The sequence below is a fragment of the Sphaerotilus sp. genome, assembly GCF_041083715.1.
In the GTDB taxonomy this organism is placed as follows: domain Bacteria; phylum Pseudomonadota; class Gammaproteobacteria; order Burkholderiales; family Burkholderiaceae_C; genus Sphaerotilus.
This window is the reverse complement of the sequence record NZ_JBFPGY010000153.1, coordinates 24443-35693: the sequence shown is the minus strand read 5'-3', so window position 1 is coordinate 35693 and position 11251 is coordinate 24443. Positions and strand designations below refer to the sequence as shown.

Annotated in this window: 11 protein-coding genes; 2 read left to right on the top strand and 9 right to left on the bottom strand. The window is 68.0% G+C overall.

Annotated elements, in window-relative coordinates; all coding sequences use genetic code 11:
• Positions 1 to 35 precede the first annotated feature (35 nt).
• From AB3X43_RS07100 to AB3X43_RS07065, 8 genes are all read right to left on the bottom strand, one after another.
• Positions 36 to 758 (bottom strand): ABC transporter ATP-binding protein, encoded by a 723-nt coding sequence (locus AB3X43_RS07100; protein ID WP_369429158.1) that lies wholly within the window; start codon positions 756 to 758, stop codon positions 36 to 38.
• A 22-nt stretch (positions 759 to 780) separates the two neighbouring features.
• Positions 781 to 2712 carry a branched-chain amino acid ABC transporter ATP-binding protein/permease gene (locus AB3X43_RS07095; protein WP_369429157.1) on the bottom strand — a complete coding sequence of 644 codons (1932 nt, stop codon included), beginning with the start codon at positions 2710 to 2712 and terminating at the stop codon, positions 781 to 783.
• Positions 2713 to 2716: 4 nt separating this feature from the next.
• Positions 2717 to 3592 (bottom strand): branched-chain amino acid ABC transporter permease, encoded by an 876-nt coding sequence (locus AB3X43_RS07090; protein ID WP_338416246.1) that lies wholly within the window; start codon positions 3590 to 3592, stop codon positions 2717 to 2719.
• A gap of 31 nt (positions 3593 to 3623) precedes the next feature.
• The gene (locus AB3X43_RS07085) at positions 3624 to 4868 is read right to left on the bottom strand and encodes an ABC transporter substrate-binding protein (RefSeq protein ID WP_369429156.1); all 1245 of its coding nucleotides are present in this window, start codon (positions 4866 to 4868) and stop codon (positions 3624 to 3626) included.
• Positions 4869 to 5014: 146 nt separating this feature from the next.
• Entirely contained in the window at positions 5015 to 5644 is a 630-nt protein-coding gene (locus AB3X43_RS07080; RefSeq protein ID WP_369429155.1) for a response regulator transcription factor, read from the bottom strand.
• Between the two features lie 36 nt (positions 5645 to 5680).
• Positions 5681 to 7051, bottom strand: coding sequence for a cache domain-containing protein (locus AB3X43_RS07075; RefSeq protein WP_369429154.1), 1371 nt, complete (start codon positions 7049 to 7051; stop codon positions 5681 to 5683).
• Positions 7052 to 7053: 2 nt separating this feature from the next.
• Positions 7054 to 7632, bottom strand: a complete 579-nt coding sequence (locus AB3X43_RS07070) for a DUF302 domain-containing protein (protein WP_369429153.1) — start codon at positions 7630 to 7632, stop codon at positions 7054 to 7056.
• Positions 7633 to 7636: 4 nt separating this feature from the next.
• Positions 7637 to 8938, bottom strand: coding sequence for an NYN domain-containing protein (locus AB3X43_RS07065; RefSeq protein WP_369429152.1), 1302 nt, complete (start codon positions 8936 to 8938; stop codon positions 7637 to 7639).
• Between the two features lie 96 nt (positions 8939 to 9034).
• Between AB3X43_RS07065 and AB3X43_RS07060 the strand changes: the two genes are divergently transcribed.
• Together AB3X43_RS07060 and AB3X43_RS07055 are read left to right on the top strand one after the other, a co-directional pair.
• Positions 9035 to 9658: a hypothetical protein gene (locus tag AB3X43_RS07060; RefSeq protein ID WP_369429151.1), complete on the top strand. Its 624-nt coding sequence runs from the start codon at positions 9035 to 9037 to the stop codon at positions 9656 to 9658.
• An 82-nt stretch (positions 9659 to 9740) separates the two neighbouring features.
• The gene (locus AB3X43_RS07055; RefSeq protein WP_369429150.1) at positions 9741 to 10922 is read left to right on the top strand and encodes an acetyl-CoA C-acyltransferase family protein; all 1182 of its coding nucleotides are present in this window, start codon (positions 9741 to 9743) and stop codon (positions 10920 to 10922) included.
• Positions 10923 to 10986: 64 nt separating this feature from the next.
• Here AB3X43_RS07055 and AB3X43_RS07050 read toward each other — a convergent pair whose 3' ends face one another.
• Positions 10987 to 11247 (bottom strand): hypothetical protein, encoded by a 261-nt coding sequence (locus tag AB3X43_RS07050; protein ID WP_369429149.1) that lies wholly within the window; start codon positions 11245 to 11247, stop codon positions 10987 to 10989.
• Positions 11248 to 11251: the final 4 nt, after the last annotated feature.

Sequence of the window (11251 nt, the reverse complement as noted above, 5' to 3'; positions counted from 1 at the left end):
GGGGCGTGGTCATGCCCCATTCTGTCAGCCTGTCGTCAGTGACCGCCACCCAGATAAGCCGCCTTGACAGCCGGGTCGTTGCGCAGCTTCTCCGCCGGGCCGTGGACGTTGATGCGGCCGTTCTCCAGCACGTAGCCGTAGTCGGCCACCGCCAGCGCCGCCGCGGCGAACTGCTCGACCAGCAGCATCGTCACGCCCTCGCTCTTCAGGCGGGCGATGATGCGGAACACCTCCTCGACCAGGATCGGCGCCAGGCCCATCGACGGCTCGTCGAGCAAGACCACGTCCGGGTTCAGCATCACCGCGCGGGCCATGGCCAGCATCTGCTGCTCGCCGCCGGAGAGCGTGCCGGCGAGCTGCTGGCGGCGCTCCTTCAGGCGAGGAAACAGCTCCATCGCCCGCTCCAGGTCCTTGGCCACGTCACCGCGCGGCCGGGCGCCGGTCATGCGCGGGAAGGCGCCGAGCAGCAGGTTGTCCGACACCGTCATCGTCGCGAAGACGCGCCGGCCTTCGGGCGAATGGGCCAGCCCGAGGCGGGCGATGTGGAACGGCTCCTTGCCGTCGATGCGCGCGCCGTTGAGATGGATCTCGCCGCCCGTGGGCGCGATCATGCCGCTGATGGCGCGCATCGTCGTGGTCTTGCCGGCGCCGTTGGAGCCGATCAGCGTCACCACCTTGCCCCGGGGGACGTCGATGGAGATGCCGTGCAGCACCTGGACCTTGCCGTAGCCGGCGCTGAGGTTCTGGATGGTCAACATGGTGGAGTCCTCTGGATGCCGATCAGGCCGCCTGGCCACCGAGGTAGGCTTCGATGACCTTTTCATCGGCCTGCACCGCTGCGGGCACGCCCTCGGCGATCTTCTGGCCGAAGTCGAGCACCGAGACGGTGTCGCACAGGCTCATCACCACGTCCATGTGGTGCTCGATCAGGATCACGGTCACGCCGTGCTCGCGGATCTTCTGGATGATCGCCAGCAGCTCCTTGATGTCGGGCGCGGTCAGGCCGGCGGCCGGCTCGTCGAGCAGCAGCAGCTGCGGGTCCAGTGCCAGCGCGCGGGCGATTTCCAGCAGGCGCTGCTTGCCGTAGGGCAGGTTGCGCGCCTCCTCGCCGGCCAGATCGGACAGGCCGACGAAGCGCAGCAGGCCGGTCGCCCGGGCGCTGGCGTCGTGGTTCTCGCGCAGGTAGCGCGGCAGGTGCAGCGCCACCTCGGGCAGCGTGCTGTGGAAGGTGTGGTGCAGGCCGACCATCACGTTCTGCAGCGCGGTCATCTCGCCGAAGAGCTGCACGTTCTGGAACGTGCGTGCAATGCCCGACAGCGCGATGTCCGACGAGGTGCGGCCCACCTGCGCGGTGCCGGCGAAGTGCACGCTGCCGGCGGTCGGCACGTAGATGCCGGTGAGCACGTTCATCATCGTGCTCTTGCCCGAGCCGTTCGGGCCGATCAGGCCGTGGATGGTGCCGCGGCGGATCGTCAGGTCGACGTTGTTCAGCGCCTTCAGGCCGCCGAACTGCATCAGGATGCCCTTGGCTTCGAGCAGCGTGCCGCCATCGCCACGGCCGGCGGCCTGGCTGAGCGCGTCGCCGTTCGGCGCCATCTGCGCGGCCTCGTCGGCGTCGGTGGCGCCGTGGCCGCGCAGGTTCAGCGCATTGCGCACGAAGCCGACGATGCCGTCCTGCAGGTAGTACACGACGAACAGCGTGATCAGGCCGAACACCGACAGGCGCCAGTCGGTCATGGTCTGCAGCTGGAACGACAGCCCGGCCAGCGCCACGCTGCCGACCACCGGGATCGCCGCGTCCTTCAGCGTGAACTTGCCACGCTTGTACGCCACCCCGACCGCCACCGCCACGACCACCGCCAGCAGCACCGAGACGATGCGGAACAGGCCCAGGTCATCGAGCAGCTTGGGCAGCAGCACGATGATGGTGGCGCCCAGCAGCGCGCCGGTGCGGGTCTTGCGGCCGCCCATGATCACGGCCAGCAGGAACAGCACGGTCTGCTCGAAGTTGTAGGTGTTCGGCGAGATGTACTGCTCGGAGTACGCATACAGCGCGCCCGCCAGACCGGCCAGACCGGCGCTGATGACGAAGGCGTAGACCTTGTACTTGTAGACCGACACGCCCATGCAGTCCGACGCGACCGGGCTGCCACGCAGCGCCTCGAATGCGCGGCCCAGGTGCGAGCGCAGCACGCGGTGCACGAAGACCAGCGACGCCAGCAGCATCGCCGTCACGACCCAGAAGTACTCGGTCTCGTCCAGTCGGTGGCCGAACAGGCTGGGCTTGGTCAGCGTGATGCCCATCGGGCCTTCGGTGAGGAAGGTCATCTCGTTGATGAGGATCTGGATGATGGTGCCGAAGGCCAGCGTCACCATCGCCAAGTACGGCCCGCTGACCCGCAGCGCCGGCAGCGCCAGCAGCGCGCCGAAGCCGGCGGTCAGCGCGATCGCCGCGGGCAGCGTGAGCCACAGCGACGCGCCGAGCTTCATCACCAGCACGCCGGCCGTGTAGGCGCCGATGCCGAACAGGCCGGCGTGGCCCAGCGACACCTGGCCGGTGTAGCCGACGACGATGTCCAGGCCGAACAGCACGATCGCGTAGATCATGATGGTCTCGACCAGGTGGATGTAGTACGGGTTGCCGACCGCGACCGGGAAGGCGACCAGCGCCGCCACCGCGACCGCCGCGGCGATGAGTTGTTGGGGCTTCATGGGTTCAGACCTTCTTGATCGCCGACTTGCCGAACAGACCCGCCGGCTTGACGGCCAGCACGATCAGCAGCAGCACCAGACCGGGCACATCCTTGTAGCCGGTGGAGAGATAGAAGCCGGTGGTCGTCTCGGCCACGCCGAGGATGACGCCACCGACGACGATGCCCATGCCGCTGGTCAGGCCGCCGATGATGGCGACCGCGAAGGCCTTGAGACCGAGCACCGAACCCATCGTGGCGCCGGTCAGCGTCAGCGGCGCGATCAGCACGCCGGCGAACGCGGCGGTCAGCGACGACAGCGCGTACGAGAACGTGATCACCAGCCCCGTGTTGATGCCCATGAGCTTGGCGGCGTCGCGGTCGTTGAAGGTGGCAACGACCGCCTTGCCGTAGATCGAGCGGCGGTTGAACAGCTCCACCGCCAGCATCATCAGCAGCGCGCCCACCACCACCAGGATCTCCATCGGCAGCACGTTGGCGCCGAGGAAGTGCAGCGGCGCTTCCGGCAGCGGCGACGGGAACTTCAGGTCGTCGCGGCCCCAGACGTTCTCGGCCACGTTCTTGAAGATGATGCCCAGCGCGATGGTGGACATGATCCAGCCGAACTCGCTCTTCATCTTGATGGCGGGCCGCACGCCGATGCGTTCGACCACGGCCCCCTGCACCACGCCGAACAGGCACACCAGCGGGATCATCAGCCAGTAGTTGACGCCCCAGCCGACCAGCGACAGCCCGACCAGCGCCCCCAGCATCAGGGCGTCGCCCTGGCCGAAGTTCAGCGTGTCGGAGGTGGCGAAGGTGAGCTGGTAGCCGAAGGCGATGACGGCGTAGATCATGCCCAGCGCGATGCCGCTGAACACGAGTTGGGTGAAGATCTGCATGGCAGTGTCTCGACGGGTGCGGGCGGCGGGCTTACTTCTTGACGGTCAGCGCGCCCTTGGCGTTCACGTCCTTGACGCGCACTTCCGAGGCCTTCTTGAAGTCACCGTCGTAGGCGTAGACCACGCGCTGGCCCTTGACCTCGCCGAACACCGGGATGTTGGCGGTGATGGCCTCGTGGTCCTTGGCGGTGAAGGGCTTGCTGTAGGTCGTCACCACGCCGTCGACCGGCGACTTCAGGTCTTCCAGCGCGGCCTTGATCTTCGGGCCGTCGGTGGAGCCGGCCTGCTTGATCGCGGCAGCCAGCAGGTAGACCGAGTCATAGCCCTGCGCGGCCGACACCGGCGAGTCGATGCGGGCGTTCTTCGGGTTGAAGGTCTTCAGGTAGCTGATGATGAAGGACTGGCGCTTGGGCGTGGTCGGCTCCTGGATGAAGGTCTGCGGCATGCGCGCGCCCTCGCCGCCGGGGCCGGCGTTGTCGATGAAGTTGGCCATCGACAGCGTCCACGAGCCGACCATCGGCACCTTCCAGCCCAGCTTGGTCATGCCGTTGGCGATCTGCGCCAGCTCGGGGCCGATGGCGTAGGTCAGGACGGCCTCGGCGCCGGCCTCCTTGGCCTTGAGCAGCTGGGGCGTCATGTCCACATCCTTGATGTTGAACTTCTCCACCGCCACCGCCTTGATGCCCTTGAGTTCGAGCGCCTTCTCCAGGTCGGAGCGGCCGAGCTGGCCGTAGTTGGTCGAGTCGGCCAGGATGGCGACCTTCTTGAAACCACGGCGCACGATGGCCTCTTCCACGATCATCGGCGCCTGGATGCTGTCGTGCGCGGCGTTGCGGAAGATGTAGTTCTCGGACTGGTCGTCGAACTGGTGGGTGATCAGCGAGCCGGTGGCGACGTTGTTCATCACCGGGATCTTGGCTTCCTGGTAGAAGCGCTGCGAGGCCAGCGCCACGCCGGTGTTGATGTAGCCCACCGTGGCGGCGACCTTCTCCTTGCTGATCATTTCCTGGGCGATCTGCACGCCGCGCTCGTTCTTGGCTTCGTCGTCACGCTCGACGAGCTGCAGCTGGCGGCCCAGCACCCCGCCGGCCTTGTTGATCTCGTCCGTCGCCAGACGCACCCCGTCGCGCATGCTCACGCCCATCGACGACGACCCCCCCGTGAACGGGCCGGACACGCCGATCTTGATCGGCTCGGCCGCATGGGCCAGGGACAGCGCGCTGGCCAGGGCCAGGGTGGTGAAGGCGACACGGAAGGTCTTGGCAGCGGGGTTCATGGGGCAGTCTCCGGGCGGTGGTTCGAGGTGGAATCCAGCGCTGGAGTGTGGGCGTCGCCCCTGTGTGTCGCTACCGTCTGACTACGCAGGCCGGTCTAGCGGCTTTACGCAAACGTAAACCCGATCAGCACAAACCCTCCCGGGGATCAACCGCCCCGCCCCGCGTGCTCCACCGCGTACTTGATCAGCTCCGCCTGCCCCGCCAGATTGAGCTTGCGGCGGATGCTCTGGCGGTGCGACTCGACGGTGCGCACGCTCAGGTCGAGCGCGCTGGCGATGACCTTGCTCGGGTGGCCCTGGCCGAGGAAGCTCAGGATCTGCTGCTCGCGGTCGGAGAGCATCGGGCGGGCCTGCGGTGCGCGGAACAGCGCCTGCGCCACCGACGGACTCAGGTAGGTGCCGCCACCATGCACCGTGCGGATCGCACCGACGATCTCGGCCGAGCGCGAATCCTTGAGCACGTAGCCACGGGCGCCGGCCTTGAGCGCGCGCTGGGCGTGCTCGACGCCATCGTGCATCGTCAGCATCAGCACGGCGCGCTCCGGGTTCTCGTCGATCAGGCGCGCGGCGAGTTCGATGCCGTTCTCGCCCTTCATGCCGATGTCCATCAGCACGACGTCGGGGTGGTGGCTGCGGGCGCGTTCGAGCGCTTCGGCGCCGTTGCCCGCCTCGGCCACGACCTCCAGGTCGTCGACCAGGCTGAACACGGCTTTCAGCCCATCGCGCACGACGGCGTGGTCGTCGACGATCATCAGTCGAATGCGGGCAGGGGACATGGCGGCAGCGCAGTCGGGAGACCGTGGAGTGGCAGGCTAGGCGCTGGCGAAGCGCCGGATCGCGGCATCGGACACCTCGGCCAGCACGACGGTCGTTCCTGGTCGGGATTGCACGACCAGCTGGCCGTCGATCGATGCCAGGCGTTCGCGCATGTTGCGCAGGCCGATGCCGCGACTGGGGTGGCGCAGCACCGCCTCGGTGTCGAAGCCGGTGCCATTGTCCTGCACGCGCAGCAGCACACCGCCCGTGGAAAACACCAACTCCAGCGTCACCTGGGTCGCCTGGGCATGCTTCTGGATGTTGGTCAGTGCCTCCTGCGTGACACGGAACAGCACCGTCTTGATGTCGTCCGGCAGATCGAACGTCTCGCCGTTGACCGCCATCGTGAACTGCGTGCCGGAGAGCGCCCACATCTCGTCGGCGAGCTGCCCCAGCGCCGCGCTCAGACCCAGCGTGTCGAGCATGACCGGACGCAGCCGGTGCGACATGCCGCGCACCTCCGTCAGCGCATCGGCCAGCCGGTCGACCGCCCGGCCGAGTGCAGCGCGGGTCACCGTCTCCTCGGGCGGCAGGCGGTCCATCGCCGCCTCGGTGAGCAGCTTGATCGACACCAGCGTCTGGCTGGTACCGTCGTGCAGTTCACGCGAGAGGTGGGCACGCTCGGCTTCCTGCGAACCCACCACCTGGCGCGCCATCAGGGTCAGCTTGGCGTCGGCCATGCGCAGCTCGTGCAGGCTCAGCCACAGCCCGCCGCCGAAGATCAGCAGCAGTCCGCCACCCATGATCAGGCCGATCCAGCGCATGGTGGACGCCGTGCTCGCGGCCAGCGCGAGGTTCAGATCGGCGACCACGCGGTCGATGTCGTCGACGTAGACCCCCGTGCCGAACCACCAGTTCCAGCGCGGCAGTGGCGTGACGTAGGCGATCTTGGGCGCCAGGTCCTGGGTCGAGGGCTTGTTCCAGCTGTAGTCGACGAAGCCGCCGCCGGTGCGGGCCAGGTCGCGCATCGCCAGGATCGGGTAGCCGCCGTGTTCGTCCTTGAGCTTGAGCAGGTTGCGCCCGACGAGTCCCGGCTGGCGCGGGTGCATCAGGTTGACGCCGTCGAAGTCGTAGAGGAAGAAGTAGCCGTCGCTGCCGTAGTCGAGCGCGGCGAGCTGGCGCATGGCCTGGGCCTTGATCTCGTCGTCGTCGCGGCCGGTGTTGTAGAGCGGGCTGAGTGTGGACAGCGCGAGCGCGGTGAGGTGGCGCAGATCGGCCCGCGCCGCCTCAATGTAGGCACTGCGCACCAGCGCCTCCTGCCGCTGGGCGAGCAGCTGCTCCTGCTGGTACTGGGCCACCAGGACCAGCCCGCCCGACGCGACGAGCGGAATCATCGCCAACAGCATGACCTTGAGCTTGAGCCGCATGGTCAGAATTCGCCGGTTGCGCCACGGTCGATCAGGGCCCGGATGGCGTCCCGCACCCGGCCCGTCTCGGCCTTCAGCTCGGGTGGCATGCGGCGCCCCATGCGGGTCATCATGTCCATGTCGAGCGTGTAGAGCCACAGCGCGCCCTCGCGCTCCATCACCGTGACACGGCAGGGCAGGAAGGCGGCCATCGCCGGCGAGAAGTCGAGCATGCGGCGGGCCGTCGACGGGTTGCAGTAGCTGTAGACCTTGAGGAAGGGCTGCGGCTGACCCGTGCGGGCCTCCAGCTCCTTCGACAGCGGCAGCTCGCCGACCGCGCGCAGGTTGTACTCCGCGGCGACGCTGGCGAAGGCCTGCTCGATCTGCTCGACGGTCACGCCCGGCGCGGCGCGGCGCTCCCAGGTGGCCGCCACGGCGATGTCGCCGCCGCTGTCCGCCCAGCGACTCCACACGTGCACGGCCTCGGTGCCAGCGCCGTCCTCGAGGCTGGAAACCGCACGCAGCGTGCCGCAGCCGCCCAGCACACCGGCCAGCACCACCAGGGTCGCTGCGCGTGCAGCCGCAGGCATCAGAGCGCCCATGTCCTCACACCTCCACGGTGCGGCCGGTGAGCCAGCGCTGCAACTGTGCCGGAGCGCTTTCTTCCATCACGAGCTGCTCGCGCCGGCACAGGTTGATCAGGTTGCCCACCAGCCGGTAGGACAGCGTCGGCACATCGTCCTCGCCCTTGCCGAACTCGTGGCCGCACAGCAGCAGGCCGCGCAGCACCCAGTTGACCGACTCGCGGCTGATGTCGTGGCCCGTCTCGCGCAGCTGGTCGCGCACGCGCTTGCCGGTGTCGTTGAGCTGGAAGGGCTGCGCGGCGACATCGGCCGCCACCGCGTCGAACAGCGCCCGGAAATCGCGCGGCGACAGCAGCGGCACGCCGGTGGTGTCGTGCACCTGGCGGATCAGCGCCAGCAGGGCCGGATCGATCCCCCAGTCCATCGCATCCAAGCCGCTCCGGGCGGGCGACGGCGCACGCAGCACATGGCGCACCGGGTCATAGAGGTGTCCGCCCGAAGCGCCCCAGTCCAGCACCAGCGGCGCCAGGGCCAGCGACTCCAGGAAGCGGCGGAAGCCCCCCTGCCCCAGCCAATCCGGGGAAAGCCCGGGGTATTCGTGCATCAGACGCGACGCCAGCCGGGCACACGGCACCGGCAGGTCGGCCCGGTCCACCTCGGTGCGGATGCGCTCGACCAGCGCGTCCGCAGTCGGCAACGACAGCACGGCAGGGGCAGGCGCGGGGGCAGGCGTGAACGGTGTCGGCACCGACGGCACGTCCGGCGGCGAGATCACCGGCAGCGGCGGCTCGTCGAACTCGCGCACACCCATGTCCAGCGCATCGCGCACGAACAGGTCGGTGTCGATCAGCAGGTCGGCCGAGGCGCGGTAGGCGGCCGAGGGGAAACCCACGGCCAGCACCGTCGTGCGCCGGTCCCAGCGGCGCAGCTTGCGCAGCACGGGGGTGAAGTCGGCATCGGCGGAAAAGACGATGAACTCGTCGCAGTGCACCTGGTGCTGCAGCAGGTCGACCATGTCGAGCACCATGTGGATGTCGGTGCTGGTCTTGCCCTCGCTGGTCATCGCCGGGCAGTCGACGATCTCGAAACCGCCATGGTTGAACGAGGGCCGGAAGCGCTGGTAGACCTGCGGGTTCAGGTAGACGCGCCGCACCAGCAGCCGGCGCTGCGCGTTCGCGGGCGCGCCGTCCGGCAGCGCCAGGTCCTTGATGAGCCACTGCACCCACTCCAGCGGCTGGCGGCCGAAACGCTCGGCGATCATCGGGTCGAGCTTGCGCAGACCCGAATACACATTGTCGAAATCCACGAACAGGGCCGACTTCATCTTGTTGTCCAGTAACTGTTGTTCTTCATCGTCTCGGGGAACCGACAGGCGCGACCACCAGGCCACGCGGATCCGCCAGTGTAAGAAGATCCGCCCATGAACACCCACCTCGACGATCTGCTCGCCCGCATGCACCACCTCGAAGCAGAGCTGGAAGCCGAACTCACGCGCCGGCGCGGCGAGATCGAGTTCGTGATCGAGAACCGCCGCGTCCAGTTCGCGCAGGAGGTGCTGCACCTGCAGCGGCAGAACAAGGTCGGCCTGTGGCGCTTCCTGGCACAGAGCAGCCTGGCCGCGGTGCTGACGGCGCCGGTGATCTACGCGGGCTTCATCGCCTTCGCGGTGATGGACCTGTTCGTCACCGTCTACCAGGCGATCTGCTTTCCGGTCTACGGCATCCCCAAGGTACGCCGCAGCGACTACATCGTCTTCGACCGCACCGACCTGCCCTACCTGAACGCGATCGAGAAGTTCAACTGCTTCTACTGCTCCTACGGCAACGGCGTGGCGGCCTACCTGCGCGAGGCTGCGGCACGCACCGAGCAGTACTGGTGCCCGATCAAGCACGCCCGGCGCATGGTCGCCACCCACGACCGCTACCCGCGTTTCTTCGAGTACGGCGACGCGCAGGCCTACCGCGAAGGGCTGGAGCGGCTGCGCCGGCGCTATGACACGGAGGCGTCCGCCGACGACCCCTCCGGCCCCGATCAGCGACCTTGAGATTCGTCAGCAAGCTGTATTGCAGGCGGAGTACCGTTTGCGCTCGAATCCGACCCCCGATCCACCCCTGGAGGAAGACACCATGACCCGCGAAGTATTCATCGTCAGCGCAGCCCGTTCGGCCATCGGCACCTACGGCGGCACCCTCAAGGACACGCCCCTGGTCGATCTGGCCACCACCATCGTCAAGGCCGCGCTGGAGCGCAGCGGCGTGCCGGCCGACGCCGTCGGCCACCTGGCGATGGGCACGGTCGTCACCACCGAGCCGCGCGACTGCTACCTGAGCCGCGTGGCCGCCGTGAACGCCGGCTGCTCGCAGGAAACGCCCGCCTTCAACGTGAACCGCCTGTGCGGCTCGGGTCTGCAGGCCATCATCTCGTCGGCGCAGGCGATCCTGCTCGGCGACTGCGAAGTGGCGATCGGTGCGGGTGCCGAGAACATGAGCCGCGGCGCCTACCTGCTGCCGACCAACCGCTGGGGCGCGCGCATGGGCGACACGCAGGTGATCGACCTGATGGTCGGCGCGCTGCACGACCCCTTCCACAAGATCCACATGGGCCTGACGGCCGAGAACGTGGCCGAGAAGTTCGGCATCACGCGCCAGATGATGGACGCGCTGACGGTCGAGAGCCACCGCCGCGCTGCGCAGGCCATCGCCGAAGGCCGTTTCACGAGCCAGATCGTGCCGATCGAGATCAAGACCCGCAAGGGGATGGTCCCGTTCCTGATCGACGAACACGTCAAGGCCGACACCACGATGGAGAGCCTGGCCAAGATGCGGCCCGCGTTCAAGAAGGACGGCATGGTCACCGCCGGCAATGCCTCGGGCATCAATGACGGCGCTGGTGCCGTCGTGCTGGCCAGCGGCGAAGCGGTCAAGGCCCACGGCCTGAAGCCGATCGCGCGTCTGGTGACCTACGCGCACGCCGGCGTCGATCCCACCATCATGGGCATCGGCCCGGTGCCGTCGACCCGCATCGCGCTGAAGCGCGCTGGCCTGTCGATCGGCGACATGGACGTGATCGAAGCCAACGAAGCCTTTGCCGCCCAGGCCTGCGCCGTGTCGAAGGAACTCGACCTCGACCCGGCCAAGGTCAACCCGAACGGCTCGGGCATCTCGCTGGGCCACCCCATCGGCGGCACCGGCGCGATCATCACGACCAAGGCGCTGTACGAACTGCAGCGCATCAACGGCCGCTACGCGCTGGCCACGATGTGCATCGGTGGCGGTCAGGGCATCGCGGCGATCTTCGAACGCTGCTGATCCCTGGATTCAGGACAAGCCGGGCACGCAGGCCCGGCTTTTTTGCGCCTGGTGGATCTGCGGATCAGTTGTACTTGGCGCCGCCAGCGATTTCCTGGGCGTGCAGCGCCGCGGCGCGCAGATCGGCCGCATACGAAGGCTGGGTCGCCTCGTAGCTGTTGGCCCATTCGATCAGCTCTTCGGGCGTGCGCGGCTCATAGGCCTTGCCGGATTCAGCCACACGGGCCACGAGGTGGTGCCAGGCATGGGCCACGGCATCGACGAGGAACACCGCGAACGAACGGGCGGCGGGGGTACGGACAGAGGGAACGAGAACCATCGACATTTCA

Excerpts from the sequence above, each read along its gene's own strand:
- AB3X43_RS07060 (WP_369429151.1), top strand. The coding sequence starts at position 9,035 with ATGAACACCCACCTCGACGATCTGCTCGCCCGCATGCACCACCTCGAA.
- AB3X43_RS07080 (WP_369429155.1), bottom strand. The coding sequence starts at position 5,644 with ATGTCCCCTGCCCGCATTCGACTGATGATCGTCGACGACCACGCCGTC.
- AB3X43_RS07050 (WP_369429149.1), bottom strand. The coding sequence starts at position 11,247 with ATGTCGATGGTTCTCGTTCCCTCTGTCCGTACCCCCGCCGCCCGTTCG.
- AB3X43_RS07085 (WP_369429156.1), bottom strand. The coding sequence starts at position 4,868 with ATGAACCCCGCTGCCAAGACCTTCCGTGTCGCCTTCACCACCCTGGCC.
- AB3X43_RS07065 (WP_369429152.1), bottom strand. The coding sequence starts at position 8,938 with ATGAAGTCGGCCCTGTTCGTGGATTTCGACAATGTGTATTCGGGTCTG.
- AB3X43_RS07090 (WP_338416246.1), bottom strand. The coding sequence starts at position 3,592 with ATGCAGATCTTCACCCAACTCGTGTTCAGCGGCATCGCGCTGGGCATG.
- AB3X43_RS07075 (WP_369429154.1), bottom strand. The coding sequence starts at position 7,051 with ATGCGGCTCAAGCTCAAGGTCATGCTGTTGGCGATGATTCCGCTCGTC.
- AB3X43_RS07095 (WP_369429157.1), bottom strand. The coding sequence starts at position 2,712 with ATGAAGCCCCAACAACTCATCGCCGCGGCGGTCGCGGTGGCGGCGCTG.
- AB3X43_RS07055 (WP_369429150.1), top strand. The coding sequence starts at position 9,741 with ATGACCCGCGAAGTATTCATCGTCAGCGCAGCCCGTTCGGCCATCGGC.
- AB3X43_RS07070 (WP_369429153.1), bottom strand. The coding sequence starts at position 7,632 with ATGGGCGCTCTGATGCCTGCGGCTGCACGCGCAGCGACCCTGGTGGTG.
- AB3X43_RS07100 (WP_369429158.1), bottom strand. The coding sequence starts at position 758 with ATGTTGACCATCCAGAACCTCAGCGCCGGCTACGGCAAGGTCCAGGTG.